The organism is Sporosarcina sp. 179-K 3D1 HS (assembly GCF_047228905.1).
In the GTDB taxonomy this organism is placed as follows: Bacteria; Bacillota; Bacilli; order Bacillales_A; family Planococcaceae; genus Sporosarcina.
Genome location: NZ_JBFEGI010000014.1, coordinates 59058 through 81534, shown reverse-complemented (window position 1 = coordinate 81534; position 22477 = coordinate 59058). Strand labels below are relative to the sequence as shown.

The following is a 22477-nucleotide window of genomic DNA, read 5'->3' as shown; positions in this document are numbered from 1 at the left end:
TTCATTTTGTTAGCGAATAACGTATGAAATGGTGAACAAGTGTATGAAGCGCGGCACAAAAAATGATGAGTCTCACCAAATTGGAGTTGATGAGCGCTTCCGTTTCTATCGGGATGTTGCAAAGCGCCGGATTTTGAAGTACCGCCCCGAACATCATGCCCATGATCCCCCCAAGAATGCCGTTATACATGCCGTTCAAAGAAGCAGGAGCTTTCATGAACGAACCGAACTGCCAGCCGACCCAAACTCCCGCAAAGAGAGGCAAAAAATACGTAACGAGATGAACCGGGAGGAGTAAATTCAAATAAAGAGCGAGGATGAATGAAGAGATCGTGGACATCGCCATGCACATTGCCTTCGTGTATCGATCTTCGAAAAGGAAATGTTTCTTACGAAATACGCCGTAAATATAAACCATCTCACCGACATTCCACATAAGTAAAACCAAGATGAGCAGCAAATCCCCTCACGACCTTTTAATGGAACTCAATATCACAACCAAACTGATCGCGAATAAAATGTGGAGACTCCAAACGAATATGCCTGGCATCTCGATAACGGTACCGATCATCGGTGCCATTAATCCCACGATAGCCCCATTGGTCAAACCCGTCACAAATGTCTGGTAATCAAACAGAAGGCCGAATATGGCCCCTGTACCCATTCCGATCAGAGAAGAAAGCATCGTAATATACGTAAAATGGAAAGGAAATTGAAGAATGAGCAAAACACCTGACAACATTGCCATCATTCCGCCCATGACCATGCTCATGTTCATCCCCAATTGAAAACCGATCCGCTTTTTGATGTTCCGCACATAAAGATAAAAGCCGAAAACCAAACAACTATCCAGATAGATGAAAAGCCAGATGGGTATATCCAAGGATTCACCTCTACCTACGCTATGGCAGATAGTTTCCAAATGAAACTAGTCCTAAGGAATTCACTAACCCACCCGCTGGATTCAGATAAAAGAGGACAAACCGATTCAATTGTCCTCCCTCCGCGCAAGACTTGTTCATATATTATATTCAGGGGTATTACCGTATTGTTTACCCCTAGTCATCATCATTTTATGAGGAGGGATGTTATGAGAGTTGGCCCCATCAATCCGTTCGATGGATTTCCAATTTGGTATAAGGATGAAAATGGCTTACGCCTTCAATTGAATGTCGACCCGACGGATCCATTCTCCGGCATTACATCTGCTGATTTACCCGACCCTACACAACCTGTTTCGTTTCCCGACAACTATCCGGAAGAAGCTTTTTATCTACAAGCAGAAGCGGAAATGACAACAGGTACGGGTGAAAGGGCGAGGCTCGTGTTGGCGCTAGAGGCTGCATTTGTGAATGATGTGCCTAGAATCAATGAACAAATAGTGTTTGGAAGAGTTCGCGTGCGCGTCTCCGGTTTACAAGCAAATGCACAATACACCGTCACTCATCCATACGGCATTGAAACATTTATTGTGGAACCGGATCCTCGTAACCCCACTGTCGGAGAGATCAATTTCACGGAAGACATGGGAGGAATGAACGGAGGAGACTTTGACTTTGTGTTAAATAGCCGTGTCCAACCTTTTTTACAATGGGATCCGGCTGTAGCGCCAGCCGCTCCTGTAGGATACATCGGTGATCCGGCTGTGCTTCACCCCATTACCGGAAGTCAATTCATTGACCAGTTCGGGCAAGCACAAAACTATTTCCGTATTGAAGGTCCCGGCATCGGAATCGGCTCGCCAGATCGTTCCACCACGCCGGGGTTAGATCCCGATCACTGTATTGAGACGAGAAACTTTAGTGTCATAGGTAAAATCTCCACAATTTCCGGAGTCGATGTCCCAAGGGCTACGTACACCCAAACTGCTGATGATCTAGGTGTAATCGATGTTTTTGCTACATCCGACGACATTGATCAATCGATACAAGTGACGGGCACAGGAATTGACCCTACCGTATTACCAGGAAGCATTGGGCAGTATTTTGCCAGAGTCCAATTTTCCGGAAGCCGTCCACCTAGTTCAATTACTGTTACCAATTTGAGTGATGAGCCGGACAGCCATAAAGAAGTAGTCCCCAGTGACTTCATTACAGCTTCTGCCAACTATGATGTTGACTCGCAGACCCTTACGATTGAAGCTGTTTCCAGTGATGCAATCGGTTTGCCCATTCTATCCGCAGAAGACTTTGGACTTGGTGAGCTCGTCATTTCATCGACCGGAATTCTTTCTATGAACCTTCCATTCGCCCCCGCCACTGTGACAATTCGCTCTACCGCTGGTGGAAGTCGAACTATCCCGGTAACCGTAAATGGTACTCCATCTCCACCAGCGCCAATAGGAGCAAACGCCGGTGATGACGCGACTGTACTTTTCGGCGCAACGGTGACACTGAACGGTTCCGGATCGACCGGAACGATAATTTCATTTAATTGGACGCAACTGGCAGGTACGCCTGTCACATTACTAGACGAAAATACGTTAACCCCTTCCTTCACAGCGCCTAACACTACAGAAACTCTTGTCTTTCAATTAACCGTCACGGGGGAAGAAAGTACTTCTACCGATCAAGTAAGCATTCATGTGATCGAGTCCGCCCCAGCACCTACAGGTACGATAACAGTCACACGGGCAGAATTTCGGACACGGGATGCAGAATGGAGAATTAGCGGGATCTCGGATGTGTTGGGCAGTGGTGCTGTCATTTCAATCTTCATCGGTAATGAGGCAGCAGGTGTCCTTTTAGCTCAAGTGCCGGTCGATACACTTGGTGAATGGGAATATCGCGTCGAGGGATCTGACAGACAACCCGATGAAACAAGGGCAATCTCCATTCAATCCAGCTCGGGCGACACACTTTTATCTGCACCGATTACAATCCGCAGATGAATGCCCAATCAGAAACACAACTGGGAAAGGAGGAAATATAATGGAGCGGTGTCCAAAATGCAATGAAGATATATTCTGCCATTGCAGTACTGAAAAAAGAGGAAGGAGAGGCCCGCGTGGCTATCAAGGACCACAAGGGGAACGAGGATGTCCCGGCCCGAAAGGGGAACAAGGTCCACCCGGGCCAAAAGGAGACCGGGGAGAACGGGGACCTCGAGGATATCCGGGACTGGAAGGAGAGCCGGGCCAGAAAGGGGATCGGGGTGAAATAGGGGAACGAGGGGAAAGGGGGCCTCGCGGACCTCAAGGTGAGCAAGGACCCATGGGGCCACAAGGAGAACGCGGCGAACGGGGACCCCGGGGACATCAAGGTGAAGAAGGACCAGTCGGACCGCAAGGGGAACGAGGACCTGCCGGTACGTTTGATACGACATATGGATATGCCTATACAACAACAAGAAGCTCGGAATCAGGTACTGTCCATTTCCGGATTGCAGGACCGTTGCAAGACATCAAAGTCGTTCGCGATGGATTACAAGTCTTGAAGGACGGCATTTTCCAAATTAGCTATTCCGTTGTTCTGGAATCGAAAATTATAAGCTGCATCCCCTCAAAATTTCAGGTGCAAATTAATGATCACGTCCATATCCATTCATCCGTAACGGAATCTTTACATTCAACGACATTGACAACCACTCAGCTAGTATCCTTGCAAGAAGGAGATATCGTCAAACTGATCGCAGAATTACAGGAACATTGCAGCTATAAAATGGCCAGTTTACAACTAATGCGAATTGGATAGCGGATAGCGGACAGAGGTAAAAACATCCTGCCAGGTTCAAACTGACAGGATGTTTTTTACTTCATAAATCTTCTATTACAATATACGTTGCATTCACCGGGCCATGGACGCCGACGACGAGAATCATCTCGATATCGGCGGAATTGCTCGGACCGGTGATAAAATTAATGCACGATGCCATTTGGTCACCGTTCTTCGTTCGTTCCCGGATTATACGGGCCGCTTGGGTCATCCGTGGCACGAGTGTGCTTTTGGGAATGAGGATGACGGACTTCATTGGTAAAAAGCTGACGGTACGCCCCTTATTCGGCTCGCTGAATAAAACTGCGGTACCTGATTCAGCCAACGTTATATCACTGATTGTAATGCCGACATTGGCCTGCTCCGCGAACGGGATATTCGCTTCACCTTGTTCGGGGTTCCACACATGTAGGTCGATGTTTTCAGCAGGCCACGTTTTATTGAATAACGGATTTAAGCCGAACTTCTCGAATCTCTCGTCTTTCCACGTAACGACAGGACCGCCGCCATAATCCGTAACGACTTGATGAAGCCTCCCGGGCAACTCTGCCAATGCGGTCGTCACCAAATCGGTATGGATGACGAGACATTGGGTTTTCAACACTTCCAGCAATTCATCTTTCGTTGCGTCTTGTAAAATAGCGTCCTGTGGGCGGTAGCTCCATTGAGGGAGCTCCACATGGGTCACCACCGAATCCCGTCCAAGGCGGTTGGCCAGCTTGCCGAGGAATTTGTCCCGATTCTGGATTGTTCCGGTCATTATTCGTCATCTCCTTTCGGGCGGTTTTTGAACCAGTCGCGGAACCGCTCTTTATTCGGAGCTGGGAACTCCCGGATTTCCGTCCATGCTTTCAAAGGACCAACCCCTTTGGATATTTTATCTCCCGCTGTGAAAGGGTTCATTGCCGTAGGCGCAAATTTGGAACCCATTTTATAGAGCGCAGGAGAAGCCGCTCCTAAACCGAATGCCTTCATTGCGAGTTTTTCCGAGATCGGCGCCCTTCCTTCCTTCTCAACAATGACTTGCCGATGTTGGTGCAGCAAGTCGTGGAGCGGGATTTTCACCGGGCAGACTTCCGTGCACGCCCCGCATAATGTAGAAGCGTACGGCAATTCTTTATAATCGTCATAGCCGCCAAGTAGCGGAGATAGTACAGCGCCAATCGGACCTGAGTAGATAGATCCGTACGAATGGCCGCCGACATGCCGGTAAACCGGACAAATATTGGCACATGCCCCACAACGGATACATTGGAGAATCGACTGGAATTCGCTTCCTAATATATCCGATCGGCCGTTGTCGACAATGACCAGGTGAAATTCTTCCGGACCATCTACGTCGCCTTCGCCTTTCGGACCAGTCAGCACGGTCACATAACTCGGCAACTTTTGTCCGACCGCACTTCTGGATAATAAACCGACGAGCACTTCCAACTCTTCAAACGTCGGGACAAGCCGCTCCATCCCCATGACCGTAATTTGCGTTTTTGGCAAAGCTGTCGATAAGTCCGCATTCCCTTCATTCGTCACCAAACAAATGGAACCCGTTTCGGCGACCGCGAAATTACAGCCCGTAATACCGATATCCGCTGTCAAATAATCTTCCCGCAACATTTTACGAGCATGCAGCGTCAGTTCTTCTACTTTCTCTGTTCCTTGATAGTCCAATTTTTCAGTAAAAACATCGCGTACTTGTTCTTTATTTTTATGAATGGCCGGGGCCACAATATGGGATGGGGAGTCATGGTCATCGACTTGCAAAATATACTCGCCCAAATCGGTTTCGATGACTTCGCATCCTGCCCTCTCCAAGTTCGCATTCAAATCGATCTCTTCCGTCACCATCGATTTCGATTTGACGATTTTTTTAGCCTGCTTCTTTTGGGCAACTTCTACAATATATCGATTGGCTTCCTCAGCCGTTTCCGCAAAAAAGACATGGCCGCCTCGTTTCGCCACATTCTCGCTCAACTCGTGCAAATAATAATCGAGATTCTCCAACACATGCTGGCGGATTTCCTCACCCAAGGAACGCCAGTCTTCCCAATTCCCGAGCTCCTCTGCCGCGGCAAGCCGCCTATTTTCCAGACGATCTTGCGCTGCGGCAACCGCTCCTCGCATGAAATCATCCTGAATTCCCGAATCAACTCTCTCTTTAAAGCCGTCCGTTCCAATTTTCATTGGCATTATCAACACACCTCCTGTTTCATCGGCTATTCAACACTTCAGCAATATGCAGGACTTTCAATGGAGCGCCGACCCGTTCCATCCGTCCGCCGATATTCATCAAGCAACCCGCATCAGCCCCGATTAAATAATCCGCTTCTGTCTCTTCGGCATGTTGCACTTTTTCATCTACCATCTGCTCCGAAATCTGTGCCATCTTCACCGAAAACGTTCCGCCGAAGCCGCAGCATTGATGCTTGTTCGGCAGTTCAGTAAATTCCAACCCTTTGACATGTTGCAATAATTTGATCGGTGCTTCTCTCACTCCAAGCAACCTCGTCATATGACAGGACGTATGGTACGTCGCCTTCCCATTTAAACGGGCTCCAACATCTTCCGTTTTTAGGACATCGACAATAAATTCCGTCAATTCATACGTTTTGTCTGCCAACTTTTTCGCCTTCGGTTCCCATACCGGGTCCCCTTTGAAAATATGTTGATACTCATGAAACATATAGGCACAGGATCCAGAAGGACAGACAATCACTTCCGCATCTCGGAACGTATCAATCATTTTCTTCATCGCTTCTTTGGAATCTTTCACATAACCTGAATTATACGCAGGTTGTCCGCAGCACACTTGCGACTCCGGAAACTCAACCATACAGCCAAGGCGTTCCAACAACTCCACAGTCGCCTTGCCCACATTCGTCTGAAACATATCTACTAAACATGTGGCAAAAAGGGTCACCTTCATTTGAGACATCTCCCTTCTACTTGATAACGCTTCGGCATTATCACGACCTCCCGAATTCCGAGTGTCTTAGTTTAATAGTAACACCGCGAATAGCAGTGCTCAATAGGAGATGGGGGTAGGGAATGTTGAGAGGTGGGAATGATACGTTTGAATTTGGACGGTACCGTTGTAAAGTTGGAGATAAGCGTTTAGAGGTTTATTGTGGCCGTTGGGAAGTGGAACGGAAACGTTTCGAGGGCGGAAGAAAACGTTGTGAAGCGAGAAGGGGGTCAGGGAATTGTTATAAAAAAAACTTCCCACAAGTGAAAACCACTCATGAGAAGCCTTGATTGCCTTTTATTCCACGGTGATATTTAAAAGTGCCGCTCGATTTAATTATTTAGCCGCATTGCGGAATGTGCGCTTTTTGGCTTGTCGGCCTTTCGAGAAAAGGGACAAGATGATTCTTAATATAGATTGTCTTGACGCTTGGTTCTTGAATGATTGTTGGCGCTCTGCCTGATAACCCCGAATTTCTGCTATCATATCCTGTTGGTGCTGTTTCACCACTTCTATATCTTGTAACATTGGTTTCTCCTTTTCGGGAATCCAATGGGCGTTTAGAGGAAAAGCTCGCTCCTTCGCCTCTTTCGCTTCACCGGAAACTCTTTTTGTAATGGGTGAATCCGTTGAACTTCTGGTTGATGAACAATCGGTGTGGTCATTTGAATTCCTCCTAACGGTTATTTGATGGGCTCCATCACGGGAGTCATCCCGTGGCTTTGGGATACAATGTTCTGACGGGGAGACCGCCTCCCCTTCGCGCTATCCATCTTCTTTCGATTCTTTTTTTAAGATTTTTCGTTGCTGTCTCGTCACCATTCTCAGCACTCCTTTTCCTTTTGTTATTTATGCCACACGCAAACGCGTGTAAACACCCGATTCTTCCACTTAATGAAGACACAAAAAGCACACGCTCTTCATGATAAGCGTGTGCTTAATAAAAAAGAACGGCAAACATGCCATTCCCGGTAGATTCTTTTATTACATGTTGCTGGATTGGCACGGAACAATATAAAGTTTTGATGTAACTGTCATTGTGAACATCATTTTCCGTACCTCCACTCTAAATTTGAATTTTCTTCCTTTCAAACATACCATTATTAATTTCCAATAGTCAATACCTTTCTCAAAATTTTAAATTACATGGCAATTGGAGTTGGCAAGTAGGATATTATGCGAAATGGAAAAGACCGAAGGAGTGACTCTCCTTCGGTCTCTGTCAGTTGCCGTTGTTTCCCTGACTCTTGCTTGTTTCCGGTTTATCTGCTTTTTCTTTTGGATGGTTGGAAAAGCTTTTGCTATCCTGATCCTTGTCGGACGCCGGGTTTTGCCTCTTCCCGTTCTCGCTTTTTTTCTCTGATCCGGGAGTTTCAGGTTTTTCTTTCGGTGCCGGGGTTTGCTTTTCTTTTTTTCCCTGCCCTGAATTTCCAGGATGTTTTGGTGCCGTTACAGCTTTTTCTGATTTATTTTCTATCCGTTCATTGGGCTTCTGTTGTGTTTCTTTGCCGTGGTGTTTTCCGTTTATCGGAATAGTTGAGCCCGTTTTCGATTTAGGTGACTCTGTTTGCTGTTGACTTGGCACCGATTCTGATTTCTGAGGAGGCCCCATTTCTGAGGATGGTTTCTTTTCCTTCCGAGAAGGAGCTTGTTCGTTTTTGTTGAACTTTTGGATGGACATTCCTTTTTGATTGGCAAGCTCTCTTTCTTCCACAGTGCTTTCCCCAACTTTCCACTTCAAGTCTTTGTGGGTCGTCTGCATGTCGTGGAGAGCACTTCCAATCACTTTTTTCGCTTGATGTCCACTTTCCTGATTTACGATAATGGTAGTGGCAATAATTTGTTTTTCACCGAGGCTCGACGTACTCTTCGCAACCTGATCCAACACGTCACGGATAGGGACGGATTTCTTTCCCCACTCATCCGTAGCATCCGATGTATCATCCAAATATCGCAAGGATATGACCTCGCCCTCTTCATTCACACCGAGCTCCATTGCATTGTCGGTTTCCAATTGGACATACGCCATCACTTCATCATCAGGGGAAATCAAAGAGGCTACGATGAACAAGAAGAACAAAGCAGCGACGAGAGCGGCCCCAACGAATCGCAACTTTCCTTTCCTCAAGGGAGAAGTCGCTGTAGAAATTAGGTGAAACTCGGATTCCTCACCAATCTTTGGCGTAGTTCCAATGGGGATGCCTCGTAAAAAGTCACCTTGATTCGTCAGGAACACGGTATATTTACTTTTCTTTTCGCAAACAATGCCTCTGTGTATGCGCCTCATAGGAGTTCCCCTTTGATATATTCTTTTATGTAAACGAATTGGCTTTGGAGCAATAGCGTTACAGCGATAATATATTTTCTATGTCGCTCGATCGTTTTCCTGGATACTTCAACGATCTCTTCCAATTCTTTAATGGGCAGCTTTTTATTTTCGGTTACATATTGATAGAAATCAGGAGTTTCCGCAATGATTTGGGCAATCTGAAATGCTACCTTCCTGGATTTTGCATGCTTCGGGGCACAGTTTGTCAATTCATCGAATGACAAGTCATATTCCGTCAGCAACTTCGCGTATTCCAGCAGTTCTTCACGCCGCTCCCTATCTTGTTGCTCTTTGGAAAATGAGTCAATAGAAGTTTGTTCGAAAACGTATTGTTGTTGATTGGAATCTTCCTCTTTCAATAACTGGACCGATTCGTTCCGGGCCGCCTCTTTTCGAATATGGTCGACCAGGCGCCTCTGCATTATCAAATGTGAAAATGTTGTTAACGACGCATCACGATTCGGATCAAACGCTACGACGGCTTCATGGAACCCGCTCATCGCAATACTGAACTCGTCATCATGCTCGTCAATGAACCGTTTGCACACGAAAGAAGCGGTTTTCTTCATGAACGGAGTAAATGCGATGAGAAGGTCGTCCATCACCTTCCCATCGCCACTTTTTGCCTTCAATACAAGCTCATTCAATGCTGTATCGGACTTCTTATTGAATATTCCTCGTATGATAGACAAAAGCATAGGTATCCTCCGTTCCCACCAGATCCGACTGCTTATGATTGTAATGGGAGCAATGGGTAATGAAAAGCTTAGTGTCTCAGTTTGACACTATCTATTACTGTTTGTTCTCTTTTTTCTCTTGTTTCTGTTTTTCTTTTTCAGCTTTGCGTTCCGCTTTCAACGCTTCGCGCTCCGCTTTTTGAGCTGCTTTCAATTCTTCTTTTTCTTCTTTATGTTTTGCATTCAATTCCGCTTGTGGGGATTTAGCTGGTTTTGCTTTTACTGGTTTTTCTTCCTTCACCGGCTCTTTCACAACTGGCTGTTCAGGAGTTTCCTTTTTAGGTTGTTCTTTTTCTTCCGATTCAGGTTGCTCTGGAGTTTCTGTCACCGGCTGCTTGCTTTCCCATTTCGCGATGGAACGCTCCATATTTCGTTTAATGGATTCTTTGGCTGTTGGGTTTTGTACATTTTCATATGCTTTGGCAAGGGCAGCCAGATTGCCGGCTGTATAGCCTTCAGGAATTTCCGGCAGATCACTTTCGTTTTCTGTGACCTCATCCTCTTTGCTAACTTCATCTTTATCCGTGCCTTCCTCACCATTTGTATCTTCTTCATCGGTTACAATTTCTTCATCCAATACAACTTCTTCTTTATCGGATGTTCCTACTGTAACGGGTGGCATTTCTATTACAACTGCCTCTGGATCAGCGTTAAGTTGATCTAGATCAATTGGTTCTTCCGCTTTTTCAGTCGCTAACGCATAGCCTGTCCCTGTTACAGTAAGTCCTGCGATCAAAATCGCTGCACCTGTTTTTCTCCACTTCTTTTGCATGATTCCATCACCTCATTGTTATTCTGGTCCTATGTGGACAACCAGTTATTCGTGAGGTCTTTTCATTTTGAGGGGGTCGGTGAGAAAAATTCTATATTATTTCTTCAAGGATAGCAGAGTTCAAGTTGCTGGGGCGTGGGAACTTCGTGTATTAGAGGGGGATTCTAGAAGAATTGGGATACCAAAAAAACACCGGAGGAGGTTTCCCTCTCCGGCGTATTTTTAATTTATTAGCCTGTTTTTTTCACTTCATTTGCAGCTTCTTTTTTGATTTCCTCTACTCGTTGTTCCGCTTTTCGAGCGGCATCATTCGCCATACCCGCCGCATTCCATGGTTCTCATTCAGACCTTCTACCAAGGACAGGCATTCATAAAAGTTCAACAAATCGGCTAATTTACTTAATTTATTCACGAGATAACAATGTTACACTCAACCTATGGAGGGGTCATTTATGGTGCTATCTATTAAAAATAACGTCTTACTACAGGAAGCCATCCAATTTATACATACTTGTTACGAAGAAATTGGCTTATCCAAAGAAATACAACTGAAACGAGTTGAAGAAATATCAGAGGAAATTCTGATAACCGGGTCTTATACCCACAAACGTTTTGAAATAGAGCATGGGGCCAAAATGGCTTGGCGCAACAGCAACCGCTGCATTGGTCGTCTCCTATGGGATACGTTGCACGTGTTTGACGAACGGGATGTGGAAACGGCTGAAGATGCTTTTGAAAAACTGGTGAATCATATACAGTTTGCAACAAACGATGGTGATATTCGCTCGACCATAACGGTTTTCGCTCCAAGAAAAGAGGGAATTGATCCGATTCGGATTTGGAACCATCAATTAATCCGGTATGCCGGATATGAAGATGGGAATTCGATAATTGGCGATTCGACATCCATCCAACTGACAAAAATGTGTGAGCAACTTGGATGGCAAGGTGAAAAAACACCATACGATATTCTTCCTTTAGTGATTCAAGAGCATGGAAAGACACCTAAACTATTTGAACTACCAAAAGAAATCGTCAAAGAAGTACCGATTATTCATCCAGAACTAGAGGAGGTGGGTCATCTCGATGTGAAATGGTATGCGGTTCCTATCATTTCAAATATGCGCCTGGACATCGGTGGCATTGAGTATCCTATGGCTCCATTTAATGGATGGTATATGGGGACCGAAATCGGGGCGAGAAACTTAGCGGATCCGGATCGTTACAACCTACTGCCAAAAATTGCGGAGCTAATGGGATTGGATACGAGGTCCAATCGTTCGCTGTGGAGAGATAAGGTGTTGGTTGAATTAAATATTGCTGTTCTGCATTCCTATCAAGAAGCGGGGGTTACGCTTGTCGACCACCATACCGCCGCGAAACAATTTAAGAGTTTTGAAAAAAGAGAACGAGAATGCGGTAGGGCTGTAACAGGGAATTGGACATGGCTCATTCCGCCACTTTCCCCTGCCACTACTCATATATTTCATAAACCTTATAACAATGATATCCTCACGCCTAATTATTTTTATCAAAAGGATCCTGATGAAATTAATATCTGAATAGGTGCCAATTGTGTAAGCTGTAGTGCAAAAAGCCATACAAACTAAAACCGGAGACCCCCCAATTCACTGGGGTTCCTCCGGTTTTTTCATTTATTGACCTTGTTGTTTTTTCACTTCATTTGCAGCTTCTCTTTTGATTTCCTCTACTCGCTGTTCAGCTTTTCGAGCGGCATCATTCGCCATGCCCGCCGCATCTTGAGGATTTTTATTGAATCCATCTTTGTCGCCTGCATAACTTTTGCTCATGGTTCAGCACTCCTCCTGTTCCTTTACTCGTATTATTCCCATTTATTTCGAATCAAAACAGGAACAAGTTGACTGAAGAAGGAGTGCTTGGTTAAAAGACCTTGGTCGTCCACGTTTCTCCGTTCCACACATCTGAGACAAGCCCTTCATAAAAATTAGGCTCATGGGAAATGAGCAGGACGCTTCCTTTGTATTCTGTTAACGCTCTTTTTAATTCATTTTTCGCATCTTGGTCCAAATGGTTCGTCGGTTCGTCAAGGACAAGCAAATTCGTTTCCCGATTGATCAACTTACAGAGGCGCACTTTTGCCCGCTCGCCGCCACTTAACACTTTTACCTTGCTTTCGATATGTTTAGTCGTCAAGCCGCAGCGAGCCAATGCAGCACGCACTTCGTATTGCGTGAAATGAGGGAACTCTTCCCAAATCTCTTCGAGGCAAGTGCGGTTATTTTCCGTCTTGCTCTCCTGCTCGAAATACCCGATTTCCAAATGCTCCCCAAGTTCGACGGAGCCGGCGAGTGATGGGATTTCGCCTAGAATGCTTCGCAACAACGTCGTCTTTCCAATACCGTTCGCACCTGACAACGCAATCTTCTGGCCCCGTTCCATCGTCAGATTCAATTCTTTCGATAATGGTTCGTTATATCCGATCACTAAACCATCCGTTTGGAACAGGAATCGTCCCGGCGTCCGAGCCAGTTTGAAATCGAAATGCGGCTTCGGCTTTTCCGCATCTAATTCAATGACATCCATTTTATCGAGCTTCTTTTGCCGGGACATCGCCATCCGGCTCGTGGCCGCATTCGCTTTATTGCGGGCGACGAAATCTTTCAAATGGGCAATTTCCTTCTGCTGTTTCTTATAAGCGGCCTCCAACTGCTGCTTCTTCATCTCATAGACTCTCAGGAACTCGTCATAATCACCAGGGTAACGCGTGATTTGCTGATTTTCCATATGATAAATCAATTGGACGACACTATTCAGGAACGGGATGTCGTGGGAAATTAAGATGAACGCATTGTCGTAGTTCTGTAAATAGTTCCGCAGCCACTCGATATGCTCCACATCCAAATAGTTCGTCGGCTCATCGAGAAGGAGGATATCCGGTTTCTCCAGCAATAACTTACCGAGCAACACTTTCGTCCGCTGCCCTCCACTCAAATCATGGACGTCCCGGTCGAGGCCGAATTCATCCAGCCCGAGTCCGTTGGCCACTTCATCCACTTTGGAGTCGATAATATAAAAATCTCGGTTTGTCAATTCATCCTGCATCTGGCCAGTCTCTTCCAAGAGGGCCTCTAGTTCATCCGCCTCGACTTCCGCCATTTTGGCGAATAGCGTATTCATTTCTGCCTCTAGATCGTATAAATATTGAAAGGCAGTCCGCAAGACGTCCCGGATGCTCATCCCTTGTTTCAACACGACATGCTGATCTAGGTAGCCGACCCGCACCCGTTTCGCCCAAGTGACCGTTCCCGCATCCGGCTCCAACTTGCGGATGATGATGTTCATGAACGTGGATTTTCCTTCTCCATTCGCCCCAATCAATCCAATCCGTTCCCCTTGCAATAAACGAAAAGACACATCCTCGAAAATCGCACGATCCCCGAAGCCATGGCTTAAATTTTTAACAGTTAATAATCCCATATGTTGTACACCTTTTCCTTCACTCAGATTGCTCCTATTATATCCGGATTATCTGCCCAAGGACAGATAAAAAACCAAGGAGATCCAAATAGGGGCCTGGCACGAAAACAAACGTGAAAGTTTAAACTTTCACGTTTGTTTGAACATACACGATTATTTGGGTGACTGGCACTATTAATTGTTTATGTTACTGTCACCAAGCATACCTTTTTTCAGACATTTCATGGGCAAGTCGAATGACGGTAACCGCCAATTCGGCATAGGATACCTCCTGATCCGGCTTAAAGTATCCCTTTTCAGCCCGGAGCAAGCCCAAGGAGTGTGCCAATGCGACATAGCCTTCGTATCCTGCGCCAACCTGGTCGGCATCCGCAATGTCGAGTTTGTAGATGTTACTATGTTTTGCTGCTTGTTCAAGTCCTAACACGCGAATATACCAGACTGCCAGTTCTTCCCGTGTGACAGGCTTATCCACGTCAAAACGCTTCTGGTCTGATTGGATGAGGCCCATTCTTACAGCGTGTTCAACCACTTGATACATTGGATGTTCGGGTGTGATATTTTCAAACGTTTGATTTTGATTTTCCGGACTCCCGTATCTGTCCGCGTAGAAATACGTCAGGGAATTGACAATTACCTTTAAGGCTTCGCCTTTAGTAGCGGAAGCATCTCCATTAAAATTCTTCTCATCTTTTACTTGTAAAATTTTCGCATTCAGCAAGTAATTCAGTTCCTCTTCCGCCCAAGGGTGTTTAACCACAATTGAATTTGCACTACCCGGCAAGCTATTCCACTTTCCAGTATTGGCATTCAAAGAACTGAACGGTTGGTCTTGGAAGACAGGAGCATACACAAGGTCATAATGCTGTGTCTCTTCTTTTTTCGTATAATTCAATTTGACATCCAGTGCATCTTTAAAGATTGCCAATGCCTCTTTTTCCGAGATGACTTGATCGACGGATGGCCAATTCTCTTCCTCTGTATAATTCACGGACAGGCTGTTTAATGTGCCTTTAGGACCGATGGTTACGCTAATTTGATCTCCCATGACAGCGATCCCATTTACAATACGCGGGAAAGAGAAATAATATACACCCGATCTCTCGTCAAAATTGGCTTCTTCCAAAGGATAAGCATAATTATGCAAATAGGAAGGAGTCCATTCTTTCAAATAATCAATTGCGGAAGTAAGCGCTTCTTCATGGGAGATCGGCTTTCCTTTATCTGGTTCCTCTCCAACCTCCTCCAACATTTGATCCGACATATTATGGTGTTGTGTAATTTCTCCTGTCTGTTTATTGATTTCTAAATTGGATCCATACCCGCCGTTTTTATACATATACATATAGTGGATACTATACACTTCTTGGCCATTATAATTTTTCATGTCTTCGATCGATTGTATAGTTAGCTTTACTTTATCGGATTGACTTGCCAGAATTTGTTCCGCGAGTTTTCGCGCTTCTTCTTTAGTCATTCCCTCTTGTCTTGGAGGTAGCGGCTCGTTCACAATTTTTTTAATTTCTGTTTTCTTAGGAAGCTCTGTCGAATAGCCGTTTGCCGTTTGCCACTTGCCTGATAGGGCATGAATATTCCTTGTTCTTGGTTGGTAGACGAGATCAACATTGCGTTCCCCTGTTTGGTAATCCATATTGATGAAATAATACAAATCAACTGAGAGGTTGTCTTTGATTTTTTGTAACACGTTCTTTTCATTCATAGCTTGTGTCATATCGTCAAACGTAACCGGTCCTTTTCTAATTTGATTCCTATAAAATTCGACGACCTCGCCATTCCCCAGGACGGTTACCATCAATTGTTGATCGGCAATGGCTACTTGATCTTTCGTACGGGCAAAAGTAAACGAGTACCGGATAGGCTCCGTCAGGATTCTGTGAGGATAATAATGATACGCATCTGTTTCGAATCTATACTCTTCTTCTGATGGAATGCTCTTCATGAAATCAATCGCTATTTTCTTTGCCTCGTCTTTAGATACTTTTGCAGGAAATAAAGCGTCCGCTACATTCGGAGGTTGATAAGAAAAATACTCCACCTCTAAAGCTTCTCCAACAAACCCGACACTGCCATGCACTTGCTTGCCGTTGATCGCCTTTGAAAAATGAAGGGAATAACGGACTGTGTCATCATCAGGATACATATGACCCCCGCTCATTTGGAAGTCGCGGTCCGACAAGAAAGTAAACTGATTGGGAAACAGGGCCCGAAACTTTTGAATCAAATCATTCTTGCTAAACTCCAAATCCTTAGCAGCAATTTGAATATGCACTTTTTGAGAGTGCTCGTCCACTGGAGTCGAGGCATTTGCCGTCGATGCCAACATTACAAAAGATAGAGTAGAACACGTGAGCAACGTACTGATTTTCTTTAATTTTTCCAAATCCATCCCCCTAAGTTCGTAGTCTATTAAGTATACTTTATTTTCGGCAAATTGTTAATAATAGTATTTCTCTCCATCATCAACTAGTTGCACTACAAATTGTATGAATTCAGCCGCGAAAACATGTCCACTTTGTTACTCAAAAAAACATTATTGTATAAACAATCATGATTGTTTGAGTGCCTGGCACCTATATTTGCACCTATATTTGCACCTATATTTCCAATAGTACATCCACTGTTTTTAGCACGTGATCGAGAAAGTCCGCAATCTCACCCATATGCTCTTCATTAATTTTAAGTTTGAATTTCACTTCGATGGTGTTTACGTAACTCGACGTTTTCTGTGGATACACGTGGCTCAGTGTTTGCGTAACTTGGATTTCATTTTCCCAAATAGCGTAGAGCGCTTGCTCGATTTCCTCGCACTGGATAGCTACATCATGGACTTGCTTGGTAAAGCCTAAGGACAAAGAGCACCCTATATTTCCCTCGGAGACCTCTAATATTTCCCCAGCTAAGTCTTGCAAGGAAGCCTGTAAGCCAATTTCAGCTACCACCTCTTGTGAATCGACAAGTGTAAATTGAATGGCAAACTCCCGGGTGAGAATGGCAAAGTCCATTCGATCCATCCGGTTTGTGATCGTTATTTTACGTTCAATAGTGTCTAAATCATACACATGATTTTCAAACGCAACTTTTAAATTATCGAATATAGTTGGATCATACATGTCGATTCCTCCGATATAGATAAGGTTAATGTACCTCTACTCAATTACTCACCATAATTTACACCACAATGCCACTTTACCAATTAATTCAATTATTCACCATCCCTATATGCCATTTATACAATCTTCACCCAACGCCGGCTCCTTATAAAGATTAGCCGAAGCGGGGGTGACAAAACTTAGAAGGTTCCATCCTCCTTTCAAAGGGTAATTTAGTAGGTAAGGCTTGAATCCAGGAAGGAGATTTAAAATGTTTGGACTTTCAGATTTATTTGCATTGATTATTTCAGCATTTATCATCCTGCCTGTTGTCATCTTTTTGAGGGAGGCCGGTTATTTGATCATTAGTGGAATTTTTGGGGTGAGGAACCCGCGCCTGACCATCGGATCAGGTCCTCGGCTTCTTAAAATAGGAATGTTCGATCTCCGCAAATATTATCATGTGTATAGTTGGTTTTCCTACGACTCATTGAAGAGAGAAAGTAGGTTTGCTTATATTTCGATTTATGCAGGGCCTATTTTGATCAACCTCACTCTTGCTGTAACCCTTAATGCGCTAATAGCCAATGGGATGCTTCAGGAGTATAAGACGTTTTGGGAGCGTTTAATTTTTTATGCGTTCTATTACGTTCTCTTTGATACGATTCCCATGATCACATTGAATGGCAAGCCGAATAATGGCATGATCATTTATGAAATGCTGCGCTACGGGAAGCGGGTCGATTACAATACCGAGCCAATCATTCCCGCAACAAGTGACGTAGAAGAACAGTATCATGAAGAAATGAAAGAAATTGAAAAGGTGATGGAAGAGAACAGAAAAGAAACGGAGGAGTGACGGAACTTAATAAAAATCCTGGCGCTTTATGTAAGCCGCCAGGCATGAATGCGAGCAAATGAATTCCCTGGCCCTTACGCGAACAAATCCCGTGCCAGTAGATGATAGACATTTAAGCGTTTCTCTCGCTCATCTAAATCAGATCTAGAGTATGCTTATCTACAAAATAAACCTTAATACCTCACATACTTCCCGATTTACTTTTTGCTTGATAATACATATAATGAAATAAAATCTAATTAGAATAGTAGGTTTTAAACATGAAAACAATTCCTAAGCCGCTTGTAATGGTGAATCAGTGGACCATTGTCATTGCCGCTCTGCTTGCATTGCTCACCCAATCCGCTTGGATCCTTCTCATTCCACTCGTCGCGAATCTAACTAGTTTGTTAACCGGATTCCATCCGATCTTAGCTTTCACCAAACGATTTCTGACAAAGCCACTCCCACTATATAAACAAGAAGACTATGATCAGCTGCGATTTAACCAATGGCTGGCGGTTGGTTTCCTATTACTTGCAACTGGAAGTTTTGTACTCGGTTGGCCTATCGGATTCAACGTGGCCACCGTCATGGTTGGCCTGGCTGCATTCATTGCCATCCTTGGCTTTTGTGTCGGTTGCTTTTTCCGGTTCCAATACCAACAGTGGCGCTATCGTCAAAATAAAGCGTAAAAACCAGTTTCTCTTGGAAAACTGGTTTTTATTTTTGTACAGCTTGAGCGGATTGATCCAATTGATAAATCTCCTTATCTCTTCGACCATGAAGCATATGATACACCAAGATGCCTACAACGATAACACCGACGAGGGAACCGTACAATCCACTGTAGCCAAATGCGGGGACCAAGTATCCTAATAGAAAAGGGCCTAATCCCAAGCCTAAATCAAGACAAATAAAATAAGTGGAGTTGGCCAAGCCCATCCGATGAGGCGGCGTGACTTTAATGGCAAGCGCTTGTGAACATGACTGGAAATTCCCGTAGCCCAATCCAATTACCGCTGCAGCGACAAGAAACGCAAAAGTGGAATCGGCTTGACTTAACACCCACATGCCTAGCGCAAATAAAGCGAGTGCCGGGTATGCCACGCTGTTGCCCCCCTTGGCATCCATCAACTTTCCAGTAAACGGGCGGGACAGGGAAATCATAATGGCATAAACCAAAAAGTAAAAACTTCCCGCTTTCACTAAGTTAAGTTCCTGTGCATATGCCGTGACAAATGACAATATCCCCGAGTACGCAAGACCGATGACCAGCATGACAATCGAGATGGGCAAAGCTGCAGGTTCGAAGAAGTTCGCCCAAGCAAAACCTTTCTTTTCTGCTTGTTGCTTATATCTGATTTGAGGCGCCCGAACAGGAAGGGAAATGAGGAGACTAACAGCACCCATCGCTAGTGAAAAGATGAAGATACTCGTATAACCGGCCAAATCAATGAGCAGTAAACCGATCAACGGACCAACGGCGGTCGATAAGACAGCACTTAAACTGAAATAGCCAATACCTTCTCCACTTCTACTGGGCGGAATCACTTGGGCTATCATGGTACCTGTAGCGGTGGTCGCCACCCCAACGCCGACGCCATGTAAAAAGCGGATGGCAATAAGAAAATAGATATTCCCAGGTATGAAGTAAAAAACTGTAATCAACACAAAAAAAGCGATACCGAAAATTAACATCTTCTTGCTTCCCAATTTTACAATCTGACTGCCTCCATACAACCGACCGACCATGGCACCGAGAATGAAAATGCTCGCAACTAGACCTGCGGTGCTGGCACTAGCCCCATATCGTTCCGTTGCGTAGGTCGCCATCGTTACCAATAGAAGATACATCGAAAGCATTAACACAAAATTCACGATCGAGATTATAATAAAATCCTTCGTCCATAACTTCTCTTTCTCCATAATCTCATCCTTTATCTATGGTAATTTTCCTTGAAATTTCTCGTAGCACTCGAGCGACCAGAAGCTGCTCCTCTTCGGAAACGCCTTCCAGCAACTTCTCCTGGTAACGGCTTAACTTCTCCTCTACTTGCCGGCTCACTTCCCTTCCCTGTTCCGTCAAATGGATATTCCTCATCCGCCGATCACTTCCCGAGCGCGCCTCCACCAATTGAAGCTCCTCCAAACGTTGAACCATCTTTGTTGTCGTCGGCTTCTCTACATTCCGCTTCTCTGAAAGCTGGCTTATGGTATGGTCCCCTTCATGATAAAGAACCCTCATTATAAGCCAATGCGGCACAGATAAATGGAACAATGCCAACTGCGCATTTAATTGATTCATATAGGGACGATGCAACATTGCATATTCATAAAATAATTGCTTATGTGGTTTCAAATCAATACACTCCATCACTTATTGTTAGTTCGTGAAACTAAATAATAGTATAATACATATGAAAATTTAGGGCAACCTTGCACTACACTCTCCGTTAAACAACAAAAAACATCCATCAGCAATCCGCTTGATGGATGTTTTTCTTTCAGTTATTCAGTTGGCTCATCACTACCGCGGTAACGGCGATAAGGCAAGACGTTCCACGTCCGGTATTTAATATCATCCGACCGGAGATCTTTTGGAATATCCTCAAGAATCTGTTTGGCGACTTCCAATTCGCGCTTTGCTTCTTCTTTGTCTTGATACATGAATTCGTCGGATGCGGTTGTTGGAGCTTGCCCCACTTTTTCCTCCAAGTCAGAAATGACCATTTGCTGTTGCTTACGCAAGGATTCACGGGCGTCTGAAATCCAATCTGGCTGCAGGTTGCGGTTCGTGTCGCCGACATTACTGTATTCTTCAAAGATATCCTGGTACACCCGATCGGCATTAGCTCGGACGTCCAAGTTGACCATTTCCAAATCCAGATTCGTCAGGTCTTCGATGGTCAACGGCTTCTTCCGCATCGCTCCACCCAATCTCGTTCTCTCCAAGTAGAACGGGAACATGCTCTTGATTGTTTTACCGACCGGTGAGATAGCGCTTTCATTTTCATCCAATCCTTTTGGCTGAATTCCTTGGATGGCAATCCGCGCCGATTCCGGACGGACGATTTCTTTTGGAGGCATGATGCCATGCCGAAGCATTTCCCGGATTCCCGTGCCAGATATATTAATGCGATATCTATCATCATGCGGGCACGATTGAGTCGTTGCCGGCGCATCACAACGGGTGCAATAAAAGACCTCGTGAAATAGCCGTACGTCGATGCCGAGCTCTTCCGGTTTGAAATCATCAAAAATACTGTGGCTAGCATACTTATCATAATAATCGCCTATTCCCGCATGATCTCGGCCAATAAGCGCATGGGTGCAACCATAGTTTTTCATAATCAAGGCATGCAGCACCGTTTCGCGGGGACCTGCGAAAATATAAGTGACACGTAGTGGCGCCAAAATAGATCGGCCTTTTGGGTAATACGTGTCCAGCACACTGCGGTACGACAGCATTCGGAACTCGTGGCGCGTATACTCACGCTTTGCCATCTCCACCAAAGGCTGAAGAAGCAAGCCATCAATTTCTTCCAACGCATTTTTATGGATATATTCATGCCCTCGGTGCAAAGGATTAGCTCCTGTAATAAACCCAGCGGCTGAACGGAATTTCTTTTCTTCATAAAATGTATGCCATGTATCTTTCGGTTCCAAACGAAGCTTTTCAAACGGTCCCCAATCGATTCGGCGCAATAAGCGAATCGGTCCGCCTAAAGCGACATCTCCCATCCGCCGATAAATCGCATCAACGCCGGGGTGGTTCCGATCGGTCGTCCCAAATAGGTTGGAAGCACGAAATTCTTTATCATATTTAAAGATATCCTCGATTTGGAGAATCGCAACCGGCTCATTGTTTTCATCTGCCAGGGCTACTTCCTCGCCGACGGACAGCTTCTGAATGATCTCCTTATTGCGATTCCCAATCGGTGCAAAACTAAGTGGAGCAGGCCAAATCACACCATTCACCAAACGGCCGGTTGTCAGAACAGATTTGTAATCTGCTTCATTCATAAACCCTTCGTTCGGTGATAATACGCCTGTCGCAATCATTTCTAGCGTAATGATCGCTTCCATATCCACCATGATGGTCGGCAACTCTCTGGCGCGGATCATCTCCGCCTCCCGCTCTTCACCTATCACAACTTTGTTGATTAATTTGCCTCCATGTGGCTGCTGTGGGTAATCGGAAAATCTACTCTTCTCTGAAACATTTAACATCTCGTTTCCCCCTCAATCAAAAATGGTTGTTCAGCATATCTACAAATGGAAAAACAAACTGCATAATTTGAATGTACCCTTCCAAATAACAAAAGTCAAACACTTCCGAAAAATTAAATTTATGTATATATAGAGTGTTTCTAATAGCTATTGAGCAATAGTAATAAAGAGAAAAGCAGGAAACGTATTTTCCATTCCGCTATTTATATATCAAGAATTTCTACCATATTTGTTTTGTTACAAAAAGATAAACTGAAGCATGCAAATATGTCATTCTATTTGAATAACTTTCGGACACCCGATTCAATTTTCGGAACTTTCCTA

21 protein-coding genes are annotated in these 22477 nt (G+C 44.7%); 5 read left to right on the top strand and 16 right to left on the bottom strand.

The annotated features are described in order from the left end of the window. Position 1: 1 nt before the first annotated feature. The gene (locus tag AB1K83_RS15850) at positions 2–460 is read right to left on the bottom strand and encodes a hypothetical protein (protein ID WP_413059193.1); all 459 of its coding nucleotides are present in this window, start codon (positions 458–460) and stop codon (positions 2–4) included. A 6-nt stretch (positions 461–466) separates the two neighbouring features. Beyond that, positions 467–883, bottom strand: coding sequence for a hypothetical protein (locus AB1K83_RS15845; RefSeq protein WP_413059192.1), 417 nt, complete (start codon positions 881–883; stop codon positions 467–469). Between the two features lie 207 nt (positions 884–1090). Here AB1K83_RS15845 and AB1K83_RS15840 point away from each other — a divergent pair, with 207 nt between their 5' ends. Beyond that, positions 1091–2890 carry a PKD domain-containing protein gene (locus AB1K83_RS15840; RefSeq protein WP_413059191.1) on the top strand — a complete coding sequence of 600 codons (1800 nt, stop codon included), beginning with the start codon at positions 1091–1093 and terminating at the stop codon, positions 2888–2890. A 40-nt stretch (positions 2891–2930) separates the two neighbouring features. Next, entirely contained in the window at positions 2931–3692 is a 762-nt protein-coding gene (locus tag AB1K83_RS15835; RefSeq protein ID WP_413059190.1) for a collagen-like protein, read from the top strand. A 61-nt stretch (positions 3693–3753) separates the two neighbouring features. Here AB1K83_RS15835 and AB1K83_RS15830 read toward each other — a convergent pair whose 3' ends face one another. From AB1K83_RS15830 to AB1K83_RS15800, 7 genes are all read right to left on the bottom strand, one after another. After that, positions 3754–4473 carry a LutC/YkgG family protein gene (locus AB1K83_RS15830; RefSeq protein ID WP_413059189.1) on the bottom strand — a complete coding sequence of 240 codons (720 nt, stop codon included), beginning with the start codon at positions 4471–4473 and terminating at the stop codon, positions 3754–3756. Next, positions 4473–5900 carry a LutB/LldF family L-lactate oxidation iron-sulfur protein gene (locus tag AB1K83_RS15825; protein WP_413059188.1) on the bottom strand — a complete coding sequence of 476 codons (1428 nt, stop codon included), beginning with the start codon at positions 5898–5900 and terminating at the stop codon, positions 4473–4475. Before AB1K83_RS15825 ends, AB1K83_RS15830 begins: the two co-directional genes overlap by 1 nt. A 19-nt stretch (positions 5901–5919) precedes the next feature. After that, the gene (locus AB1K83_RS15820) at positions 5920–6636 is read right to left on the bottom strand and encodes a (Fe-S)-binding protein (RefSeq protein ID WP_413059187.1); all 717 of its coding nucleotides are present in this window, start codon (positions 6634–6636) and stop codon (positions 5920–5922) included. A gap of 375 nt (positions 6637–7011) precedes the next feature. Next, on the bottom strand, positions 7012–7203 hold the full coding sequence (locus AB1K83_RS15815; protein ID WP_413059186.1) for a hypothetical protein: 192 nt from the start codon (positions 7201–7203) through the stop codon (positions 7012–7014). A gap of 694 nt (positions 7204–7897) precedes the next feature. Then, positions 7898–8962, bottom strand: a complete 1065-nt coding sequence (locus AB1K83_RS15810) for a hypothetical protein (protein WP_413059185.1) — start codon at positions 8960–8962, stop codon at positions 7898–7900. Further along, on the bottom strand, positions 8959–9702 hold the full coding sequence (sigI, locus tag AB1K83_RS15805; protein WP_413059184.1) for an RNA polymerase sigma-I factor: 744 nt from the start codon (positions 9700–9702) through the stop codon (positions 8959–8961). The genes AB1K83_RS15810 and sigI overlap by 4 nt, the downstream gene beginning before the upstream one ends. Before the next feature lie 94 nt (positions 9703–9796). Then, complete coding sequence (locus tag AB1K83_RS15800; protein ID WP_413059183.1) at positions 9797–10513, bottom strand: hypothetical protein; 717 nt, start codon at positions 10511–10513, stop codon at positions 9797–9799. Between the two features lie 452 nt (positions 10514–10965). Here AB1K83_RS15800 and AB1K83_RS15795 point away from each other — a divergent pair, with 452 nt between their 5' ends. Continuing rightward, positions 10966–12075, top strand: coding sequence for a nitric oxide synthase oxygenase (locus AB1K83_RS15795; protein ID WP_413059182.1), 1110 nt, complete (start codon positions 10966–10968; stop codon positions 12073–12075). A 93-nt stretch (positions 12076–12168) separates the two neighbouring features. Here AB1K83_RS15795 and AB1K83_RS15790 read toward each other — a convergent pair whose 3' ends face one another. The 4 genes from AB1K83_RS15790 to AB1K83_RS15775 form a co-directional block, all read right to left on the bottom strand. Next, positions 12169–12324 (bottom strand): hypothetical protein, encoded by a 156-nt coding sequence (locus AB1K83_RS15790; protein WP_413059181.1) that lies wholly within the window; start codon positions 12322–12324, stop codon positions 12169–12171. A 91-nt stretch (positions 12325–12415) separates the two neighbouring features. Beyond that, positions 12416–13972: an ABC-F family ATP-binding cassette domain-containing protein gene (locus tag AB1K83_RS15785; RefSeq protein ID WP_413059180.1), complete on the bottom strand. Its 1557-nt coding sequence runs from the start codon at positions 13970–13972 to the stop codon at positions 12416–12418. Between the two features lie 193 nt (positions 13973–14165). Further along, on the bottom strand, positions 14166–16373 hold the full coding sequence (locus AB1K83_RS15780; protein WP_413059179.1) for an S-layer homology domain-containing protein: 2208 nt from the start codon (positions 16371–16373) through the stop codon (positions 14166–14168). A 214-nt stretch (positions 16374–16587) separates the two neighbouring features. Then, a complete protein-coding gene (locus AB1K83_RS15775; protein ID WP_413059178.1) occupies positions 16588–17103 on the bottom strand; it encodes a hypothetical protein in 516 nt (171 codons plus the stop codon). Between the two features lie 250 nt (positions 17104–17353). Between AB1K83_RS15775 and AB1K83_RS15770 the strand changes: the two genes are divergently transcribed. Together AB1K83_RS15770 and AB1K83_RS15765 are read left to right on the top strand one after the other, a co-directional pair. Beyond that, on the top strand, positions 17354–17941 hold the full coding sequence (locus tag AB1K83_RS15770) for a hypothetical protein (protein ID WP_413059177.1): 588 nt from the start codon (positions 17354–17356) through the stop codon (positions 17939–17941). Between the two features lie 260 nt (positions 17942–18201). Continuing rightward, positions 18202–18615 (top strand): DUF4395 domain-containing protein, encoded by a 414-nt coding sequence (locus AB1K83_RS15765; protein ID WP_413059176.1) that lies wholly within the window; start codon positions 18202–18204, stop codon positions 18613–18615. A gap of 28 nt (positions 18616–18643) precedes the next feature. Here AB1K83_RS15765 and AB1K83_RS15760 read toward each other — a convergent pair whose 3' ends face one another. The 3 genes from AB1K83_RS15760 to AB1K83_RS15750 form a co-directional block, all read right to left on the bottom strand. Continuing rightward, positions 18644–19849 (bottom strand): MFS transporter, encoded by a 1206-nt coding sequence (locus AB1K83_RS15760; RefSeq protein WP_413059175.1) that lies wholly within the window; start codon positions 19847–19849, stop codon positions 18644–18646. Positions 19850–19853: 4 nt separating this feature from the next. Then, on the bottom strand, positions 19854–20282 hold the full coding sequence (locus tag AB1K83_RS15755; RefSeq protein WP_413059174.1) for a MarR family winged helix-turn-helix transcriptional regulator: 429 nt from the start codon (positions 20280–20282) through the stop codon (positions 19854–19856). A 149-nt stretch (positions 20283–20431) separates the two neighbouring features. Continuing rightward, positions 20432–22153 carry a sulfate adenylyltransferase gene (locus tag AB1K83_RS15750; protein WP_413059173.1) on the bottom strand — a complete coding sequence of 574 codons (1722 nt, stop codon included), beginning with the start codon at positions 22151–22153 and terminating at the stop codon, positions 20432–20434. Positions 22154–22477 lie beyond the last annotated feature (324 nt).